Annotated in this window: 21 protein-coding genes and 1 tRNA gene; 8 read left to right on the plus strand and 14 right to left on the minus strand. The window is 64.7% G+C overall.

Translation table 11 applies throughout. The features are described 5' to 3' along the window. Positions 1-36: 36 nt before the first annotated feature. From R2770_13015 to R2770_13030, 4 genes are all read left to right on the plus strand, one after another. Positions 37-915, plus strand: coding sequence for a 5'-3' exonuclease H3TH domain-containing protein (locus R2770_13015; GenBank protein MEZ5281377.1), 879 nt, complete (start codon positions 37-39; stop codon positions 913-915). A gap of 9 nt (positions 916-924) precedes the next feature. Beyond that, positions 925-1,281, plus strand: a complete 357-nt coding sequence (locus R2770_13020) for a VOC family protein (GenBank protein ID MEZ5281378.1) — start codon at positions 925-927, stop codon at positions 1,279-1,281. A 159-nt stretch (positions 1,282-1,440) separates the two neighbouring features. Then, on the plus strand, positions 1,441-2,994 hold the full coding sequence (locus R2770_13025; GenBank protein ID MEZ5281379.1) for an acyl-CoA carboxylase subunit beta: 1,554 nt from the start codon (positions 1,441-1,443) through the stop codon (positions 2,992-2,994). Between the two features lie 33 nt (positions 2,995-3,027). Next, a complete protein-coding gene (locus R2770_13030) occupies positions 3,028-3,210 on the plus strand; it encodes a hypothetical protein (protein MEZ5281380.1) in 183 nt (60 codons plus the stop codon). A 12-nt stretch (positions 3,211-3,222) separates the two neighbouring features. Here R2770_13030 and R2770_13035 read toward each other — a convergent pair whose 3' ends face one another. The 5 genes from R2770_13035 to R2770_13055 form a co-directional block, all read right to left on the minus strand. Beyond that, entirely contained in the window at positions 3,223-3,933 is a 711-nt protein-coding gene (locus tag R2770_13035; GenBank protein MEZ5281381.1) for a diguanylate cyclase, read from the minus strand. 61 nt (positions 3,934-3,994) lie between these two features. Next, positions 3,995-5,938 carry a protein meaA gene (locus R2770_13040; protein ID MEZ5281382.1) on the minus strand — a complete coding sequence of 648 codons (1,944 nt, stop codon included), beginning with the start codon at positions 5,936-5,938 and terminating at the stop codon, positions 3,995-3,997. Positions 5,939-5,984: 46 nt separating this feature from the next. Beyond that, a complete protein-coding gene (aat, locus tag R2770_13045) occupies positions 5,985-6,701 on the minus strand; it encodes a leucyl/phenylalanyl-tRNA--protein transferase (GenBank protein MEZ5281383.1) in 717 nt (238 codons plus the stop codon). Between the two features lie 23 nt (positions 6,702-6,724). Beyond that, positions 6,725-7,567: a 3-hydroxybutyryl-CoA dehydrogenase gene (locus R2770_13050; protein MEZ5281384.1), complete on the minus strand. Its 843-nt coding sequence runs from the start codon at positions 7,565-7,567 to the stop codon at positions 6,725-6,727. Between the two features lie 82 nt (positions 7,568-7,649). Further along, positions 7,650-8,513: a peptidylprolyl isomerase gene (locus tag R2770_13055; protein ID MEZ5281385.1), complete on the minus strand. Its 864-nt coding sequence runs from the start codon at positions 8,511-8,513 to the stop codon at positions 7,650-7,652. A 100-nt stretch (positions 8,514-8,613) separates the two neighbouring features. On the opposite strand from R2770_13055, the gene R2770_13060 reads away from it, so the two are divergent. After that, positions 8,614-9,837, plus strand: a complete 1,224-nt coding sequence (locus tag R2770_13060; GenBank protein ID MEZ5281386.1) for an aspartate kinase — start codon at positions 8,614-8,616, stop codon at positions 9,835-9,837. A gap of 52 nt (positions 9,838-9,889) precedes the next feature. Here R2770_13060 and R2770_13065 read toward each other — a convergent pair whose 3' ends face one another. Both R2770_13065 and R2770_13070 read right to left on the minus strand, forming a co-directional pair. Next, entirely contained in the window at positions 9,890-10,558 is a 669-nt protein-coding gene (locus tag R2770_13065; GenBank protein ID MEZ5281387.1) for a PhoU domain-containing protein, read from the minus strand. Positions 10,559-10,565: 7 nt separating this feature from the next. Then, complete coding sequence (locus R2770_13070; protein MEZ5281388.1) at positions 10,566-11,699, minus strand: Na/Pi symporter; 1,134 nt, start codon at positions 11,697-11,699, stop codon at positions 10,566-10,568. A gap of 134 nt (positions 11,700-11,833) precedes the next feature. Between R2770_13070 and R2770_13075 the strand changes: the two genes are divergently transcribed. Then, the gene (locus R2770_13075; protein MEZ5281389.1) at positions 11,834-12,859 is read left to right on the plus strand and encodes an aspartate-semialdehyde dehydrogenase; all 1,026 of its coding nucleotides are present in this window, start codon (positions 11,834-11,836) and stop codon (positions 12,857-12,859) included. On the opposite strand, the gene R2770_13080 is transcribed toward R2770_13075, so the two are convergent. The 3 genes from R2770_13080 to R2770_13090 are packed head-to-tail and all read right to left on the minus strand — an operon-like array spanning position 12,852 to position 13,795. Further along, positions 12,852-13,136 carry a MazG nucleotide pyrophosphohydrolase domain-containing protein gene (locus R2770_13080; protein ID MEZ5281390.1) on the minus strand — a complete coding sequence of 95 codons (285 nt, stop codon included), beginning with the start codon at positions 13,134-13,136 and terminating at the stop codon, positions 12,852-12,854. The two genes, R2770_13075 and R2770_13080, sit on opposite strands and share 8 nt — an antisense overlap. Before the next feature lie 4 nt (positions 13,137-13,140). Continuing rightward, complete coding sequence (locus R2770_13085; GenBank protein ID MEZ5281391.1) at positions 13,141-13,392, minus strand: DUF2277 domain-containing protein; 252 nt, start codon at positions 13,390-13,392, stop codon at positions 13,141-13,143. 10 nt (positions 13,393-13,402) lie between these two features. Continuing rightward, positions 13,403-13,795: a hypothetical protein gene (locus tag R2770_13090; GenBank protein ID MEZ5281392.1), complete on the minus strand. Its 393-nt coding sequence runs from the start codon at positions 13,793-13,795 to the stop codon at positions 13,403-13,405. A 49-nt stretch (positions 13,796-13,844) separates the two neighbouring features. On the opposite strand from R2770_13090, the gene R2770_13095 reads away from it, so the two are divergent. Beyond that, on the plus strand, positions 13,845-14,732 hold the full coding sequence (locus tag R2770_13095) for a crotonase/enoyl-CoA hydratase family protein (protein ID MEZ5281393.1): 888 nt from the start codon (positions 13,845-13,847) through the stop codon (positions 14,730-14,732). Positions 14,733-14,829: 97 nt separating this feature from the next. On the opposite strand, the gene R2770_13100 is transcribed toward R2770_13095, so the two are convergent. From R2770_13100 to R2770_13115, 4 genes are all read right to left on the minus strand, one after another. Next, positions 14,830-14,906 (minus strand) — tRNA-Pro (locus R2770_13100). A 75-nt stretch (positions 14,907-14,981) separates the two neighbouring features. Beyond that, positions 14,982-15,386: a response regulator gene (locus tag R2770_13105; protein MEZ5281394.1), complete on the minus strand. Its 405-nt coding sequence runs from the start codon at positions 15,384-15,386 to the stop codon at positions 14,982-14,984. Position 15,387: 1 nt separating this feature from the next. Next, positions 15,388-16,488, minus strand: a complete 1,101-nt coding sequence (locus tag R2770_13110; protein MEZ5281395.1) for an ArsA-related P-loop ATPase — start codon at positions 16,486-16,488, stop codon at positions 15,388-15,390. After that, entirely contained in the window at positions 16,485-17,351 is an 867-nt protein-coding gene (locus tag R2770_13115; GenBank protein ID MEZ5281396.1) for an ArsA-related P-loop ATPase, read from the minus strand. Before R2770_13115 ends, R2770_13110 begins: the two co-directional genes overlap by 4 nt. A gap of 75 nt (positions 17,352-17,426) precedes the next feature. Between R2770_13115 and R2770_13120 the strand changes: the two genes are divergently transcribed. Continuing rightward, positions 17,427-18,659, plus strand: a complete 1,233-nt coding sequence (locus R2770_13120) for an NfeD family protein (GenBank protein MEZ5281397.1) — start codon at positions 17,427-17,429, stop codon at positions 18,657-18,659. Positions 18,660-18,661: the final 2 nt, after the last annotated feature.

Genomic DNA, 18,661 nt, shown 5'->3' on the forward strand with positions numbered 1-18,661 from the left:
CGAGCGCGTATGGCCAGTGCGTGCAAGCATCGGTTGATGGACGTTCACCTCATCGATGGCACCTACGAGCTCTTCCGGTATTACTTCGCCCTGCCTTCACACGTCACCGGAGACGGTCGGGAGGTCGGTGCCATTCGCGGTGTGCTGGGCAGTGTCCTCGGATTGATCGAAGACGGCGCGACCCACGTAGGGGTCGCAACCGACCACGTCGTCGAGAGCTTCCGCAACGAGCTGTGGGCCGGGTACAAGGACAGCTCGGGGATGGAGGCAGCCATCCTCGAACAGTTTCATCCCCTCGAGGAAGCCCTTCGAGCCATGGGGGTGACGGTATGGCCCATGGTCGAGTTCGAGGCCGACGATGCACTTGGTGCGGCCGCAGCGATGGCGTCGGCCGACGAGCGGGTCGATCGAGTGTTCATCTGCACGCCAGACAAGGACCTGGGCCAGTGTGTCGGCGGCAAGGTGGTTCAGCTCGACAGGCGCAAGGGCGTCGTCTACGACGCGGCCGCCGTCAAGGACAAGTTCGGCGTCGAACCGGCGTCGATCGCCGACTATCTGGCGTTGGTGGGCGACTCCGCCGACGGTTTTCCTGGGCTGGCGGGATGGGGGGCCAAGTCGGCTGCGACCGTGCTGGCGCGCTACGGCAAGATCGAACAGATTCCCCTCGACTCGGCCGAGTGGGACGTCAACGTTCGCGGCGCCGCAAAACTGGCCGCCACGTTGGCCCAAGACTTCGAGCTGGCACTGTTGTTTCGGCGCATCGCCACGATCGAAACCGATGCGCCGGTCAGCGCCTCGGTGGACGAGATGTGCTGGAGGGGTGCTGGGCCCGAGTTCGGTGAACTCGCCGCCGCTCTCGATGCGCCTGGGCTGGCCGAGCGCGCGCAGCGGGCGGCAAGCCGGACCAAGGGGTAGCGTTGCGCCATGCTCGGGGGAATACACCACGTCTCGATAAACGTCGACGATGCGGCCACCTGCAGTCGTTTCTACGCCGAAGTGCTGGGGTTGCGCCAGATCGACCGTCCCGACTTCGGTTTCCCCGGAGCATGGTTCGAGGCGGCCAACGGGGTGCAGGTTCATCTCATACAGATCGAGGGGTGGGTTGCACCCAAGGGACAACACTTCGCCTTTGCTGTCGATGACGTCGAAGCGGCAGTGGCACAACTTCGTGGCCGGGGTGTTCAGGTCGGCGACCCTGTGCCCATCCCCGGAGCCGGCCGTCAAGCGTTTCTCGACGATCCCGCAGGTAACCGTTTGGAGCTCAATCAGTCATCGGTTTGACCTTTTGCTGAAATCGAGCCGCATGGGCGACGCGGTGCTGGTCCTCGGGCTCATCGTCGTGCTGCAGTTCGAGTGTTACCGAAGACGATTGCCTGTCGCCGGGCACAGAGTCTGAGTCGAGATTCTGCGAGTCTCGCCGAACGGCTACGATCCACCACCGTGTCGAGCAACATGGAACGCCGAATAGCCGAGTTGGCCGAGCGTCGTGAGGCGGCGCTCCACGCCGGATCCGAGCGGGCGGTGCAGCGCCAACACGACAAGGGCAAGCTGCTGGCTCGCGAGCGCATCGAGCGTCTGCTCGACCCCGGCTCTTTCAACGAACTCGACCTGCTGGCGCGGCACCGCGCCCACGATGTCGGCTTGGCCGAGCGTCCCTACACCGACGGTGTCATCACCGGCTGGGGCACCGTCGACGGTCGCAAGGTGTTCGTGTTCTCCCAGGACTTCACCGTGTTCGGTGGCGCTCTCGGCGAGGTATTTGCCGAGAAGATCCACAAGGTCATGGATCTGGCCGAGTCGGTCGGGGCCCCGATGATCGGGCTCAACGACGGCGCCGGCGCCCGCATTCAAGAGGGTGTGGTGTCGTTGGCCAGCTACGGCGGGATCTTCCGTCGCAACGTGAAAGCATCGGGTGTCATCCCCCAGATCTCGGTGATCCTCGGGCCGTGCGCCGGTGGGGCTGTGTACTCGCCGGCCATGACCGATTTCATCTTCATGGTGCGCGAAACGTCGCACATGTTCATCACCGGCCCCGACGTGGTCAAGACCGTCACCGGCGAAGACGTCACCCTCGAAGAACTGGGTGGCGCACAGTCGCACTCCAGCAAGTCCGGTGTCGCCACCTTCGTCGCCGACGACGAAGAACACGTACTCGACGAGGTCAGGTATCTGCTGGGATTCCTGCCGTCGAACAACCTCGAACTGCCGCCCTACGAGGAACCGACCGACGACCCCGACCGCGCCTGCGACGGCCTGGCCGCGATCATGCCCGACTCGCCCAACGTGCCATACGACATGCGGGCCGTCATCCACGAGGTCGTCGACGACGGTGACTTCATGGAATATCACGCTTCTTTCGGCGGCAGCATCGTGTGTGGCTTCGCTCGAATCGACGGCCATCCGGTAGGCGTCGTCGGCAACCAGCCCCTCGTTTTGGCCGGAGTCCTCGACATCGAGTCGTCTGAGAAGGCGGCCCGGTTCGTTCGCTTCTGCGATGCGTTCAACCTGCCCCTGCTGACCTTCGTCGACGTGCCCGGGTTCCTGCCCGGCGTCGACCAAGAACACGGCGGAATCATCCGCCACGGGGCCAAGCTGCTCTATGCCTACTGCGAGGCGACCGTGCCACGCATCCAGGTCATCACGCGCAAGGCCTACGGCGGTGCTTACGTGGTGATGGACAGCAAGTCGGTTGGCTCGGACCTGGCGCTCGCTTGGCCCACGGCCGAGCTGGCGGTCATGGGCCCCCAGGGTGCTGTGGAGGTCCTGTACAGGCGCGAGCTGCAGCAGGCCGCCGATCCGGTCAAGCGCCGCGACGAGCTGGTTTCCGAGTACACCGAGAAGTACGCCAACCCGTACCTGGCAGCCGAGCGTGGCTACGTCGACGACGTCATCGATCCCGTCGACACCCGGCGTCGAGTGGTCGCGGGCTTCCGCATGCTTCGCACCAAGCGCGAGCAGCTGCCCAAGCGCAAGCACGGCAACGTGCCCCTCTAGCCGACCCCTCCAGTGGACAAGGTGCAAGTTGCCATGACGGCCTATTCGATCCAGCCGGTTCCGACCGAAGAGCAAGCTGCAGCGATAGTTGCGGCCCTCGAGTTCCTGACCCCGGTGGCCACGTCGGCACAAGCCCCTGTCTTGCCCGATGTGGCCTGGCGCTTCAGCGGTCGCAGCTGGACTTCGCAGATGGGCTGGCCTGCGCGAGCGCGTTGAGCACCCCGGTACCTACTCTGCGAACGCGACTTCGATGCGGTCTTGAGGCCATTCGCGTGCACGCGTCAAAGCCCCATCGGCTTGCGCCTGGAGTTCGGTGGCGTCCATGGCATGGGCTGGATAACACGCAACCCCCGCCCAGACGCTCATCGACATCTGCTCGCTGAACGCCCGGCGCAGGCGCTCGACGACCCAGATTGCGCCACTTTCGGGGGTGTCTTCCAGAATCAGTGCCGCGTCGTCATCTCCCAGCACGAACGCGCTGTCGCACTCGCGCAGGGTCTCGGCGATGATCGAGGCGACGGTGGTGTCCTGAGCGGGTGCCGAGACCTCGACGCCTGCCATGCGTATCCGAACCACGGCCACGGGCTTCAAAAACCTGCGGGCCGATGTGACCCTGCTGCGAACCGCCAGATCGAAGTACTCGCCGCTGAGCAATTCACCCTGAATCACGGCCGCCTGTGAGGGCACGACCACATTGGGCATCTCGGTTGCCTGCAACTGCTTGGGCTCTGGCGAGATGGCTGCCGATGACCGCCTCATTCCGCCGATGCCTGCCGCAAGTGCACACATTCCGGCGGCCAATCCCAGGCCCGGAGCCTCGAAGAACAGACCGGCGACACCCAGGGCAAGACCCACGACTCCGATGCTCGGCCACACCAGAACGATGTGGTCGGCAACTCGGGAAGATTCGCGTTCGGCCGTTATGGGGTCCAGCGCCACATCTTCCTCGTCGACCAGCGCAGGGGTCGCCTCAAGGTTTTGGCCCTGCGCTGGTTTGGGTCTAGGCGCCGTCGGACCTGGTGGTCTCGACCAGATCGGCAATGTCGGACATGATCGAACCCAGATCGTGATCGGTCGGCGTATAAACACGCGCAACGCCGGCCTCGATCAGTACGGCGCGGTCTTCGTCGGGGATGATGCCACCGACGATCACGGGAGCTTCCACACCCAGGGCTCGAACCTTGGCCACCACCTCGGGGACTGCGTGCAGGTGCGAGCCAGACAGGATCGATATGCCTATGACGTCGACGTCTTCGTCGCGTGCTGCTATCGCGATCTGGTCGGGCGTGGTTCGTATGCCGTGATAGATGACCTCCATGCCCGCGTCGCGCGCGGCGATGGCTACCTGCTCGGCTCCGTTCGAGTGGCCGTCGAGGCCGGGCTTGGCTACCAAGAACCTGGGCGGGCCGTCGGGCCACCCCGAGATCCTGTCGGCGATCGAGCGAAGGTCGCCTGAGGTGACCGTGGGTGCCCCGACACCGGTCGGCGCGCGGTACTCACCAAAGACCGAGCGCAGAACGTCGGCCCATTCGCCCGTGGTTACACCGGCTTCGGCGGCGGCGATGGTCGGCTCCATGATGTTCGAACCGTCTTCGGCGGCCTGTCGCACCGACGCCAGCGCCGCGTCGACAGCAGCCTGATCGCGGTTGGCCTTCCAGCGTCGCACGTCGGCGATGAGGGTGGGTTCGACCTCGGGGTCGACCTTCAGGATCCTGTCGCCGCCACTCAAAGGCGACGCCTCGGTTTCGGTGAAGGCGTTGACACCTACGACCATCTGGTCGCCGGACTCTATGCGGCGCATACGTTGCGTGTGTGACTGCACCAGCCTCGATTTCAGCTCGGCGATGGCGGCGAACGCCCCACCCATCTCGGCGATCTCGTCCATCTCGGCGAGTGCGTCGGTGATCAGCTGTGCGGTCTTGGCCTCGATCACGTGTGACCCGTCGAAGATGTCTTCGTTCTCGAGCAGGTCGCTTTCGTAGGCCAACACCTGCTGCATCCGAAGTGACCACTGCTGGTCCCACGGGGTCGGCAGACCCAGGGCCTCGTTCCACGCTGGTAGCTGTATCGACCGCGCCCGGGCGGCCTTGGACAGCGTGACCCCCAACATCTCCAGCACAATGCGCTGAACGTTGTTTTCGGGCTGAGGTTCGGTGAGGCCCAGCGAGTTGACCTGCACTCCGTACCTGAACCGGCGCATCTTGGGGTCTTCGATGCCATAACGCTGGGCCGTGATCTGGTCCCACATCTGGGTGAAGGCCCGCATCTTGCAGACCTCCTCGACGAACCGGATACCCGAGTTGACGAAGAACGAGATCGAGCCGACCACCGCCGGGAAACGATCGGCCGGCACCTGGCCACTGTCGCGGACGGCGTCCAGGATGTCGATTGCCGTCGCAAGCGAGAATGCAATCTCTTGAACTGGTGTGGCTCCGGCTTCCTGCAAGTGATAGCTGCAGATGTTTATCGGGTTCCACTTGGGGACATGTGTCGAGCAGTAGGCGATCATGTCGACGATCAGGCGACGCGAGTGCTCGGGCGGGAAGATGTAGGTGCCCCGGCTGAGGTATTCCTTGACGATGTCGTTCTGGGTGGTGCCCCTAAGCGCGGTCGATTCGATGCCGTTGCGCCTTGCATGGGCGATGTATTGCGCCAGCAGCCATGCTGCGGTGGCGTTGATCGTCATCGAAGTGTTCATCTGATCGAGCGGTATTCCGTCGAAGAGAGCATCGATGTGACCCGAGTGCGCCACCGGAACCCCGACCTTGCCGACCTCGCCCGCCGCCAACGGGTGGTCGGGGTCGTAGCCGGTCTGGGTTGGCAGATCGAAGGCCACCGACAGCCCGGTTTGGCCCTTTGCCAGGTTGGTTCTGTAGAGCCGATTCGAGGCCTCTGCGGTCGAGTGGCCCGAATAGGTGCGCATCAGCCACGGTCTGTCGGTCATGAGGACTGCCTTTCCGCTGGCTTGCGATAGCCCAGCGCGCATGAGGTCAGGTACGGGCGGCGAACACCATCGGCTGGCGCCAAACAGCGGCCAGTGGCCTGGCAACTGCTGCCTCGAGCAGCTCGACGTAGTCCTTGCGGTCTATCTCGACCGCGCCGAGGCTTCGCAGGTGTGGTGTGGGCCATTGAACGTCCAGCAGGGCGCCACCGGTGGCCTTCATCGCATCGACCAGGGCCACCAAAGCCACCTTCGAGGCGTCGTTGGCCCGATGGAACATCGACTCGCCCGCAAAGAATGCGCCGATGGCCACTCCGTAGAGTCCGCCCACCAGTTCGTCGCCGTCCCAGGTCTCGATGCTGTGAGCCCAGCCGGCGCGGTGCAGTTCGGTGTAGGCGTCGATGATTGGCTGGTTGATCCAACCGTGTGGCCGGCTGGGGTCGGCACACGCGGTGATCACCTCTTCGAAGGCCCGGTTCATCGTGACGTTGTAGCGGCGACACGACTGCCGAAGCGATTTTGAGACCTTCAACCGCGACAGCGGGATGATCGCCCGTGGGTCGGGCGACCACCAACCGATGGTGCGCCCCAGTGGCATGGGGAACAGCCCTGTTCGGTACGCATACAACAAGGTTCCGGGCTCGAGGTCGGCACCGGCACCGACCAGACCGTTTGGGTCGGCGGTGTCGGGTGGTGGAAAGGACCATCGGGTGGGTGGGGGCTCGATCGGCTCGCTGCCCGGGTCCGTGTGTGCGCCTCGAATCACATCGCAATGTTGCCACGGACTGGTCAGCCGTAGCTATGGAATCCCTTGCCCGACTTGCGACCCAGTTGGCCCGCCGACACCATCCGGCGCAGAGTGGGGGCTGGGGCGTAGTTGGGGTCGGCGAACTCGGCGTAGAGAGCGTCGAGGATGGCCACCGTGGTGTCCAGGCCCACAAGGTCGAGCAGTTCGAGTGGGCCCATCGGAAAGCCACACCCGCCCTTCATGGCACGGTCGATGCCAGCGGCGTCGGACATACCTCGCTCGAACATCTTGACGGCGTTGTTCAGGTAGGGGAACAGAAGTGCGTTGACGATGAAACCGGCCTCGTCGTGAACCTGGACCACGTCCTTGCCACAGCTCTCGGCGAACTCGACGGCGGTCTGGATGGTCGAGTCCGATGCGGTTATGGGCCGTACGATCTCGACCAGCTTCATCACCGGTGCTGGGTTGAAGAAGTGGATTCCGCACACACGCTCGGGGTGCAGGGTCGCCATTGCCATGTCGACCACGGGCAAGGTCGAGGTGTTGGTCGCGATGATGGTGTCTGGCCTGCACACCTCGCCCAGGTACTCGAACATCTCGAGCTTGGTCGGCAGGTCCTCGACGATCGATTCGATCACCAGGTCGCAATCGTGCAGGTCGCCCAGGTGAGCCGTGGCCGTGATTCGGTCGAGAATCTCATCTGCCTGTTCACGGGTGATGCGCTCTCGGCCCACCTGTCTCTCGAGCGATTTGGCAGTCTTTTGGACCGTGGCGTGGGCGGTTTCTTCGACGCGCGACCTCAGCACCACGTCGTGGCCTGCGCTGGCGGCCAACTCGGCGATTCCCGAGCCCATGATTCCTGAGCCGACTACTCCGATACGCATCTTGCACCCCTAATGCAACTTACTGTCCGGTAATCAGAGCAGAGGGCCCGGTCGGTGGCAAATCGGCGCGCCGCCGCAGGCGTCAGCCGGCCATGGCCTCGTCGTAGGCGGCGATGTCGTCGTCGGTGGCGGTTCTGATTTCGATCGACTCGATGACGACGTCCTCCAGGGGTGCGTCGTCGGCGTTGGTTTCGACCTTTTGCATCGCCAGTGGCACCTCGATGCCCGAGATCACCTGGCCGAACAGCGAGTAGTTGGGCGGCAGGCCGACGCCCTGGGGGCCGGTGACGATGAAGAACTGGCTTCCGTTGCTGGACGGCCCCACCGAGTTGGCCATTGCGATCGATCCGATGCGATATTGGCCCGCATCGGGCACACCGCCGGTGAAGCTGTAGCCGGGGCCGCCTCGGCCACCGAGGAACTGCACGTCACCGCCTTGCACCATGAAGTCGTTGATGATCCGGTGGAACAGCACTCCTTCGTAGGCGTTGTGGCGGGCCAGAAACACGAAGTTATTCACCGTGACCTCGTCCATCTCAGGATCGAGGAGCACCTCGAACTCGCCCATCGACGTGTTGAAGTGGGCGACGTATTTCTCCGTTGGGTCGATGCAGTTCGGCGGGGCAGCGGGGAAGCTGACCAGCTGCGGGCCCGAGGCATCCTCGGGTGGACACTCGGGGGCGGCGGCATCTGCCTCGGCTTGGGTGGTGGAGGTGGCTGTGTCACCTTCGGCGATCGCGGTGGTGGTCGAGGCGGTCGCTGCCACGTCGTCGTTGTCGTCGCCTGCAAACACGCTGTACAGCAGCACCAGGCCGATCGCCACCGCAGCTATCACCACGCCGCGGATGATTGCGCGCTTGCGGCGCTGGGCGGCGGCGACCTTCATCTCGGCTTCGCGCCTGGCCTGGCGGCCGGCCTTCTGGCGTTCACGCTTCTCGGTTCCCATGGCGGGAAACGGTACCAACATCGGGGGCTGGCGCGATCAGCGCGCGGGTGCTCGAAATCACAGTCGGGCGATAGCTCCGCGGGCGCTAGTTTTGTCTCCCGTGGCTCTAGTCGTTCAGAAGTTCGGCGGTACTTCGGTTGCCGACCCAGATCGCATGCGCGAGGTCGCCGATCACGTCAAGCGCTGTCGCTCGCGCGGCGATCAGGTCGTGCTGGTGGTCAGCGCCATGGGCAAGGAGACCGACGAGCTGCTCCGCCTCGCCGCGTCGGTGTCCAGGAATCCGCCCGGGCGCGAGATGGACATGCTCATCACCGCCGGCGAGCGCAAGGCCATCGCGCTCATGTGTATGGCGTTGCACGAGGTAGGCGTGCCGGCCGATTCGTTCACCGGTAGCCAGGCCGGCTTCATCACCGACACGGTCCACCGCAACGCCAAGATCTTGTCGGTCGACCCGTATCGGGTGCGCCAGAGCGTCGATCAGGGGCGTGTGGCCGTCGTCGCCGGCGCTCAAGGCGTCTCCACAGACCACAACGTGACCTTCTTGGGTCGTGGCGGGTCCGACACCACCGCCGTGGCTTTGGCGCACGGTCTGGGTGCAGACGCCTGCGAGCTCTACACCGACGTCTCTGGTGTCTTCACCACCGATCCCAGGGTCTGTTCTTCGGCTCACAAGATGAGCCAGATCTCCTTCGACGAGCTGCTCGAGATGACCGCCGTCGGATGTCCAAAGCCGGTCATGAGATCGGTCGAAGTCGCGCGGGCATACGGTGTCCCGCTCCATGTCCGCTCTGCATTCACCTGGGAACCCGGAACCTGGGTGGTCGAGGAAGGCCCCGAAGTGGAGAAAGCCATCATCAAGGGCATCGTGCCCGACACGTCTCAGGCCAAGGTCACCCTTGCCGGCGTCAGCGACGAGCCGGGCATCGCCGCCCGCGTGTTTCGGACCCTGGCCGACGCCAACGTGAACGTCGACATGATCGTCCAGAACGTCAGCGACCACGGTCGCACCGACATCTCGTTCACGGTTCCCAAGGAATCGGCTCGCGATGCCGAGGAGATCTGCTTCCGCATGGCCGCCGAGATGGGATTCGAGGGTGTGTCGACCGACGACACCATCGGCCGCGTGTCGGTGGTGGGCGCCGGGATGGCATCCAACCCCGGTGTGGCCGCGACGATGTTCGAGGAGCTGGCGCGCGTCGGCATCAACATCGAGATGATCTCGACCAGCGCCATCCGCATCAGCTGCGTGCTGCGAGACTCCGACGTCGATCAGGCCACCGTGGTGTTGCACACCGCCTTCGGCTTGGACGAAGGCGCCGTCTAGCTCAGACTTCGGCTTGGACGAAGGCGCCGTCTAGGCGCGATCCGGTGCGGGTTCAGTCGTCGAGGTCGTTGTACGCGTCGGCGTTGTCGTCACCGCGGGCTATGGGCTCGTTGGCGCTGCGCACAACGCCCAGCAGGTTGGCGACGACGCGCTTCAGATAGCGGGCATAGATGGCCCGGGGCACCACCTCGCGGCCCGGCCGATCCGAGGTGAGGTAGCTGTCGATCTCGGCCTGCAACGCGGCTCCGATCGAGGTGCATGCTTCTATGAAGGCCGCGGGCACGTCTTCTTCTTCGCCGATGATGCGCGCTGCTTCGTTGAACAAAGACGACACCGTCTGGCGTCCGGCGATGAGGTCCGCGATGTCATCGGAGTGCGCCAAGGACACCCCGCTCTCTGACAGGTCCAGGATGTTCTTGGCCTGATCGCCGATGCGTTCGATCTTCTTGATCAACAGGATCAGGCCAAGCACCTCTCCTATGTCGGCCGAGCCCTGGACGCTGACGTGTACCACGAGTTCGGTCCGCAGTTCGCGTTCGGCCTCGTTTATCCGCTGGTCGGTGTCGCGGATGTCCGAGGCCACCGCAGATGCGTCGGCTCCCGACAACAGGGCGCTCGATGCGAGGTCGAATGAATGCCTGGCGTCGCTGAGCATCGCTACCGCCTTTGCTATGACGTGATCGAGGCCCACGGACTCCTTGCGGAAGAACGACATCACCATCTTGCACCTACCGGAAAAGGGCAACGCCGACGAGCGGTGCCACGATGAACATGATCAGGACGTATGCGAGAGCCAACGGTCTTCGCTCGATGGCGATGTCGGCGAGACCTTCGGCCAGGCGTATTGGTACCTCGCGAAAGAACGGCAGAACGTACAGCGCCAGTATCCCCAACACGTTGAAGGTGGTGTGCGCGAGGCCCACGGTCAGCGAATCGGGGCTCGACGCGGCCAGCGCAGCCAACAGGGCGGTGATGGTGGTTCCGACGTTGGCGCCGAGGGTCACCGGATAGGCGTTGCGCAGCGACAGCACCCCTGCCGCCGACAGCGGAATCAGTATCGAGGTCGTTATGCTCGACGACTGGACGGCGACGGTGATCACCAGGCCCAGCAGCAGTGCAACTGCGCCTCCGCCCTTGCCGAGCAAGGTGTTGACCGATTGTTCGATGCGCTCGGCGACGAGCTTTCGCATGTTCTTGGTGATCAGGGTCAGGGCCAGCAGGATGATCACCAGGCCGGTCAGCACGACCAGGGTGCCCTCGACGTTTCCCGAGCTGAACTGACCCCAGAAGTCCTTCACCCAGTTGACGGGCTCTTTCACCCACTCCTTCACCGGGCTCTTCCAGTCGGAGCCCGAGGCACCGACCAGCCTTTCGCTCATCCACTTCGCCGGCTCGGACACGGCGCCGAAGGCCAGTTCCAGGGGCAGCAGCAGCGCTACGGCCAACACGTTGAAGAAGTCGTGGACGGTGGCGGCGGCGAATGCTCGCTTGAATTCGGTCGAGCGACGCACGTGGCCCAACGACACCAGCGTGTTGGTGACCGTGGTGCCGATGTTGGCCCCCATCACCATCGGCACCGCATCGGCCACGCCCAGCTGGCCTGTCGCGACCAGGCCCACTATCACCGAGGTGCTCGCAGACGACGACTGAACCAGCACCGTGCCGAGGATGCCTATCGACAGGCCAGCGATGGGGTTGGTGACGGCCGAGAAGAGGCGCTCTTGGGTGTCGGCGCCCATCACCTTGATGCCGGCTTCGAGGCTCGAAACACCCACTAGGAATACGTAGATCAGGCCCACCACCAGCACCCCTCTCAGTGGGGGTGGCAGCTTCTGGTCGATCCTGGCAACGGTGCTCGTCATCGGTACCTGCGTTTGTGCTCTGTTCACCTGCCAGTCACCTGACGTTCAGACACTAGGTCACGGGGCACGCCGCTCGGGTCGTCGTGCCGATATTGCACCGCAGCCGACAGAAGGTGGCCTGTAGCCTGACGCCCATGAAAATCGGCATCGTTGGAGCCACCGGCCAGGTCGGTGGCGTCATGCGCAGCATCCTGGTCGAGCGGAACTTCCCGTTCACCGAAATCCGCCTCTTTGCGTCGGCGCGTTCGGCAGGGCGAAAGCTGCCCGTCGGCGAAACCGAGGTGGTCGTCGAAGATGCCGACACGGCCGACTACAGCGGGCTCGACATCGTCCTGTTCTCGGCCGGCAAGACGGCATCCAAGGCCTTGGCCCCCAAGGTGGCAGCCGCCGGGGCCATCGTTGTCGACAACTCTTCTGGGTGGCGCATGGATCCTGACGTGCCGCTCGTGGTCACAGAGGTGAACGAGGCGGCTCTCGACTCGATTCCCAAGGGCATAGTCGCCAACCCCAACTGCACCACCATGGCCGCCATGCCCGTGCTGAAGCCCCTCCACGACGAGGCTGGACTCACGGCGATGATCGCCAGCACCTACCAGGCAGTTTCCGGCGCCGGGCTTGCGGGTGTATCCGAGCTGGGCGAGCAGTTGGCCAAGACGGTCGACCGCGCCACCGAACTCACCTACGACGGCAGCGCCCTCGACTTCCCGGCACCCAGTTCGTTCTCCAAGACCATCGCACACAACGTGTTGCCCTACGCGGGCAGCTACGTCGACGACGGTTCACACGAGACCGACGAAGAGCAGAAGCTGCGCAACGAGAGCCGCAAGATCCTGGGTATTCCCGGCTTGAAGGTCTCGGGCACTTGTGTGCGGGTTCCCGTCTTCACCGGCCATTCACTCGCCATCTCGTGTGCGTTCGCCAACCCGATCTCGGTCGAGCGGGCGATTGATCTTCTGTCGGGCGCCCCTGGGGTCGTCTACACCGACGTGCCCACGCCGCTTGAGGCCGCCGGCAACGATCCGTCGTACGTCGGGCGCATCCGCCGCAACGAGGTGCTCGAGAATGGCCTCGACCTGTTCGTGTCCAACGACAACCTGCGCAAGGGCGCGGCGTTGAACACGGTGCAGATCGCCGAGGCGCTGATTCCTCGGCTCAGCTAGCGCACTGGCAGGGGAGCATGGCGCACTTGGGGCAACCGTCGGCATAGCGGCCGACCGCCTCGTCCATAGACAGGTCGAGCTGGGCTGCCAGCGATGCCAGCCAGGCCAACACGTCGCCCAGCTCGTGTAGCTGCTGCTCGCGTGTGCCCTTGCGTACCGCCTGTGCCAACTCTCCGAGTTCTTCGGTGAGCCAGGCGATGGTCGCCGGGACACCCCGTTGGGTGTCTTGCAACCCGTAGGTAGCGTCCATCAGGTCGCGCAGTTCGTCCAGATGCATCAGATCAGGCGGTTCTGGCGATGCGGCGCAGCGGTGGCTCGGTCTTTGGTGGTTGCTTGCGAGGGGGCAGTTGTGACAGCAACTCCAGGGTTGCCCGGGTGACTTTTTCGACCGCTATCTCGAACGCTTCCTCGGTGGCGGCCGACGTCTTTTGAACCCCGCTTACCTTTCGTACGTATTGGCGGGCAGCGGCCTCGATCTCGTCGGGCGTCGCGGCGGGTTCCAGGCCCCGCAGGGTGGTGATGTTGCGGCACATGGGTTCGATGCTAGGCCGCGACGGGTCGGCGAGATCGGGCTGGGTACCAAGCCAGTGCCACGACGGCGAAGGTCGCCAGCATCAAGGCGGTGTGTATTGCCTTGAAGCCCGCATCGTGATTGGGGTCGGCCAGGATGCCGATGCCGCGCACCAGCCAGAACCCCACCGACCACAACGATCCGGCCGCGAGAGCCCATCGGGGCGTTCCTCTGACGATCCAGGCGCCCACCAGTGCGGCGAAGCCCAGGAACACGGCTACGACGACCAGGCGTAGGAACTTGCCCGTGGTGTCGATGCCATCCGCGTTCAAGACGTTGCGGATACGGCTTATCCAGACGAACACGGTCCAGCCGACCAGCGGCCATGCGAAGCGACGCATTCTCGAGTCGAAGTCGATGTTCACGTGGTCGAACGCTACCGGCCGCCCCGGCGCCAGCGTGTAGAACGGTGCGATGTCTTTCCACACCCTCGATTGGTCTGTCGACGACGGCGTTTTGACCCTCACCCTCGACCGGCCAGACGCACTCAACAGCTTTACGGTCGAGATGGCCAACGAACTGGTCGAAGCCTTCGACCGGGCCAGCGCAGACCCGTCGGTGGGCGCCGTGGTCGTCACCGGTGCCGGACGAGCCTTTTGTGCGGGTATGGACCTCACCCGTGAGGGCAACGTGTTCGGCCTCGACGAGTCTCTCGAGCCCGACATGGCCGACATGGACGAGCGCCTCGACGATCCACAGATCGTGTCGGGGGTGCGCGACACCGGCGGCCGGGTCGCCTTGTCGATCTACAGGTGCACCAAGCCCGTGATCGGCGCGATCAACGGAGCTGCGGTGGGCATCGGCGCAACCATGACCTTGCCCATGGACATCCGCATGGCGTCCACCCAAGCCCGCATCGGATTTGTCTTCGGTCGCATCGGCATCACCCCCGAGGCCTGCTCGACGTGGTTCTTGCCGCGCATCGTGGGCATGCAGAGGGCGCTCGAGTGGTGCTACAGCGCCGACATCCTCACCGCCGACGAAGCCCTGGCCGGTGGTCTGGTTCGATCTGTCCACGAGCCAGAAGACCTTCTGGCGGCGGCACAAGGGTTGGCTCGCAAGTTCGTGGCGGGAAGGTCGAAGGTCGCGGTCGCGATGACCCGCCAGATGATGTACCGCAACTCGGCGACCGCCCACCCGATCGAAGCGCACAAGGTCGACTCGCTGTCGATGTTCTACACAAGCATCGGCGATGGCAAGGAGGGCGTTGCAGCCTTCCTCGAGAAGCGCGATCCGGCGTTCGGCTCTGAGGTGCCGCGCGATTTGCCGCCGTTCTACGCCGATTGGGCGGTCGACCACTAGCCAGAAACGAGCCCACCCGATCTGGGGTCGAATATGTGCCGCATGTGGGCTGAATTCGACCCCAGATCGGGTGGGATCTGCGGTGTCTCAGTTGTTTTGGTCGGGATGGGGGGATTTGAACCCCCGACCTCTGCGTCCCGAACGCAGCGCGCTGCCAAACTGCGCCACATCCCGATGTTTTTAGTCCGGCCAACGCTACCTGGTTGGAAGCGGCGAACCGGACTGCAAATTGTGCCAGCCGAATTGGCGTCAGGAAACCCCTGCGGCTCGATTCTCGTGCATGGTGCCTCCGGCGAGCAGGGCGTTTATGGCTTTGCGGATGCGAAATGCGCTCAACGGCTTGACCAGCCAACCCTCGGCGTCGGTGGTATCGGCAAGGAACACGTCTGCCTCACGGTCCAGCAGCAACAGCACCGGAACGTGGGGGAGACGACCACCCGACTCTTCGAGCCGCAGGTCGAGGCAGGCGGCGATGCCACCCATATTGCCGATCTGCAGATCGAGGATGACGAGGTCGGGGGTCTGCTGTTCGACCTGACCGCGCACCTCGGCACCGGTGCGTACAGCGCGCAAGGTGTGCTCGGGCCCGCTGAGGGCCGACCGGACGTCGGCGATTAGCCAATCGGCGTCGGCTGCTAGAAGTACGTCTGCCACGTCACAAAGGGTAGTCGCCCGCGCCGAGGTGCGACGCCACGTGTTGCAGGCCCTCGGTGTCGTGAACGTCACCGGACAGGGCTGGTACCCACAACATTTCGCCGCCCCGACCAACGCCGATCAACTGGCTCAGGGGCTGCACGGCGGCATGCTCTGCCGAGACCCGATGAGCGAGGCGGGTCACCGCCAACACGTCGGCGTCCGACTCGAACTCGGCGGGGTCTTCGCCGAAGTCGGGATGTGCCATGTTGACCACGACGGTGTCGGGCATCAGCGATCTCGCCTCGAGGTCCTGGGCCAGCGAACTGGCGGTGGCGACCACATCCGGCCTGGGCGTCGTGACCAGTACGACCTTGGTGACGTCACCCGCCAGCAACTCCTCGACGGCCAGCGCCCGGTTCTTGAAGCCCTGCTCGAGCGGTTTGAACAGGCCGAAGAACTCGACGGCGTCCTCGATGACGTCGGCGCCGACCACGGACGCAAGCGAGCGCACGAAGCGATTTGCGACCTTGGTCATGACGCCAACCACTCCGGTGCTTCGGCCGCTGAGCACCCGATAGATCCGGTTGTCGATCAGCCTCACCAGGCGCCGCGGCGCATCGACGATGTCGAGCACGGTGGTCGACGGCGGCGTGTCGACCACAACCAGGTCGAAGCGATCGTCGTTGGAAAGGCGGAAGAGTTCCTCAGTGGCCAGATAGTTGTGGGTTCCCGACATCCCATCGGCGAAGTTGTTGTACAGCCCGTTTGCGTAGATCCTGGCAGCCTCTTGGGCAGACGCCTCGGCGGCCACCACGCGATCGAATGTGGCGCGCGGGTCCAGCATCATCGCCCACAGCTGGCCACCCGCCGGCGTGTCGGTCAGCTTCTGGGGTTCGTCGGTGAGCCCCCCGGTGAGGCCCAACGCGTCGGCCAGCCTGCGTGCGGGGTCGACCGTGATGACGACCGCTCGCCTGCCACGGTCGGCGGCCACGATGGCCAAAGCGGCTGCGGTGGTGGTCTTGCCGACCCCTCCGCTTCCGACGCATACCAGCACCTCGACGCCATCGAGATCGATGCCCTGAACGTCTGCGACGGGGTCGTCGTCGGCCGTCGAGCTCATGCCGCCCCCAGTTCTGCGACCAGATCGGCCAGGTCGGCGGCGGCAGCCGGAGCCGAGTCGAGTCGGCTCGCGATCACGGTCGGAAGCGGCAGTTGCGACCTCAGACGCTGCATCTCGGCGTCTTCGGATGTGATGCGCTCGGCCAGGAATCGCTGTGACAGAGACCGGCCCGCGCCCTGCGGCAGAGGGCGCTCGACCATGTTGACGACCAGCGGACCGAGCCTCACACCCAGCCGCTCCTCGATGGCGAATGCGGTTTCGATCGTCTCGTTCACCGGTGTGGTCTGCGGAAGGGTGACCAGGTTGACGCTGACGCGATCATGGTCGCTGAGGAACGCATGCGAGCTCTCGGCCTGATCTCTCAAACGGCCGCTGCGCACGGCGTCGATGATGTCGGCCGGGGTGCTCAACAGAGCGATGGCGTGACCGGCCGCGGGGCCGTCGACGACAACCAGCCTGTCGCTGTGTTGATCGGCGAGTTGACGCAGGCGGCCCAGCAGGACGAGGTCGGGGATGCCAGGCGTGGCCGTGGCGATCAGTTCGAGCGTGCCCGACTTGGCCAACCTGTTTCCGAAGCGGCCCAAGCCGTGCTCTTCGAGGTACAGAGCGAGGGCTTCGGTGGGGTCGATCGCGGCTATCAGCAGGCGATCGCCGTGGGTGGGCGTGGGCTGTGGATCCGACGACGCGTCGGGAGTTGTGAGGAGACGACGCATGGCTCGGCTACCGTCGACCTCCACTACGAGGACATCGCGGCCGGCCTCGGCTGCAGCGACCGCAGTAGCGCCGGCGATCGTGGTCTTGCCGACCCCGCCTTTTCCGGCGACGATGACGACTTGCGAGTCGGCGATGTAATTCGTTGGCACCAAACGATCTCCGGAGGCCTCGGCTTGCTCAGGCTAGCGACACTCATCTCACTCACGTGCGCCCTGTTGGCGACGGTGCTCATCGGTGCCACCCCAGCGGGTGCCCAGGAGCCGCAGCGGCGCTACATCGACGTGCTCGAGGTCAGCGGGCTGATCGATCCGATCCAGGTCGCGTCCATCAACGCCCACCTCGACCGAGCCGAAAGCGAAGGCGCCACCGCGGTCATCATCCAGCTGAACAGCCCGGGCGCAACGGTCGGCACCGACGAGTTCGTCGAACTGCTCGACCGCATCGACTCTTCGCCGGTGTTGGTCGCCGTGTGGGTGGGCCAAGCCGGCTCGGACGCACTGGGTGCATCGGCTCTGCTGGCGTCTGCCGCGGATGTTTCGGGCATAGCACCCGGCAGCCGCATCGGCGACGTCGGCGATGATCTCGACATCGACCTTCCAGCGCCGTTCGACTCTTACGTAGATCGCAGCGCCGAGGACGTCGCAGCCATCGAGGCGGGCATGGTCGATGCCTTCGCTCCGACCATCGGCGACATGGTGCTCTACCTGGAAGACGCCAACCTCACCGACACCCTTTCCGAGATCGCCGATCCCGATGCCGAGGTTCCTCAGCGCCAGCTGCTGGACGATGTGACGGTCAGGTTCTCGAGCCTGGGGCTGCTCGACCAGCTCATGCACACGGTCGCGAGCCCACCCGTCGCCTACCTGCTGTTGTTGATCGGGCTGATGATGATCCTGCTCGACTTCTATACCGCCGGGATAGGTGTCGCCGGTGTCGTCGGTGCGGTCTCGCTGCTGTTGTCGAGTTATGGCCTGGGGGTGCTCGGCGCGTCTCCCACTGGGCTGATCCTGCTGATCGTCGCCTCGTTGGCGTTCGCCATCGACATCCAGACCGGTGTGCCGAGGTTCTGGACCGCGGTCGGCTGCATAACCCTGGTGGTGGGGACATTCACGCTGCTGCCCGGCTACGGCATCGGATGGCTTCCGGTGCTGTCTGGCATCGGCCTCACCGTGGCGTTCGTGCTGTCGGGAATGCCGGCTCTGGTTCGGACGCGCTTTTCGACCACCACCATCGGTCGCGAGTGGATGATCGGGCTCATGGGTAAGGCGGTCAGCAGCATCGATCCCGAGGGTGTCGTCGAGGTGCGCGATGCCAAGTGGCGGGCGCGAACCAATCGTTTGACCCCCATCGGAGAAGGCGATGTGGCCCGTGTGGTCGCCATCCACGGCACCATCCTGGAGGTCGAGCCCGAGACCGGCGGCGCGCGCGACTATCGCGAGATGCGCAACAAAAGCTGACC

It is taken from the genome of Acidimicrobiales bacterium (assembly GCA_041394185.1).
GTDB lineage: Bacteria > Actinomycetota > Acidimicrobiia > Acidimicrobiales > Poriferisodalaceae > JAAETH01.

Coding starts and splice junctions, on each gene's coding strand:
- R2770_13015 (MEZ5281377.1), top strand. CDS start 37: ATGGACGTTCACCTCATCGATGGCACCTACGAGCTCTTCCGGTATTAC.
- R2770_13020 (MEZ5281378.1), top strand. CDS start 925: ATGCTCGGGGGAATACACCACGTCTCGATAAACGTCGACGATGCGGCC.
- R2770_13030 (MEZ5281380.1), top strand. CDS start 3,028: ATGACGGCCTATTCGATCCAGCCGGTTCCGACCGAAGAGCAAGCTGCA.
- R2770_13040 (MEZ5281382.1), bottom strand. CDS start 5,938: ATGACCGACAGACCGTGGCTGATGCGCACCTATTCGGGCCACTCGACC.
- R2770_13050 (MEZ5281384.1), bottom strand. CDS start 7,567: ATGCGTATCGGAGTAGTCGGCTCAGGAATCATGGGCTCGGGAATCGCC.
- R2770_13055 (MEZ5281385.1), bottom strand. CDS start 8,513: ATGGGAACCGAGAAGCGTGAACGCCAGAAGGCCGGCCGCCAGGCCAGG.
- R2770_13065 (MEZ5281387.1), bottom strand. CDS start 10,558: ATGGTGATGTCGTTCTTCCGCAAGGAGTCCGTGGGCCTCGATCACGTC.
- R2770_13070 (MEZ5281388.1), bottom strand. CDS start 11,699: ATGACGAGCACCGTTGCCAGGATCGACCAGAAGCTGCCACCCCCACTG.
- R2770_13075 (MEZ5281389.1), top strand. CDS start 11,834: ATGAAAATCGGCATCGTTGGAGCCACCGGCCAGGTCGGTGGCGTCATG.
- R2770_13080 (MEZ5281390.1), bottom strand. CDS start 13,136: ATGCATCTGGACGAACTGCGCGACCTGATGGACGCTACCTACGGGTTG.
- R2770_13085 (MEZ5281391.1), bottom strand. CDS start 13,392: ATGTGCCGCAACATCACCACCCTGCGGGGCCTGGAACCCGCCGCGACG.
- R2770_13095 (MEZ5281393.1), top strand. CDS start 13,845: ATGTCTTTCCACACCCTCGATTGGTCTGTCGACGACGGCGTTTTGACC.
- R2770_13110 (MEZ5281395.1), bottom strand. CDS start 16,488: ATGAGCTCGACGGCCGACGACGACCCCGTCGCAGACGTTCAGGGCATC.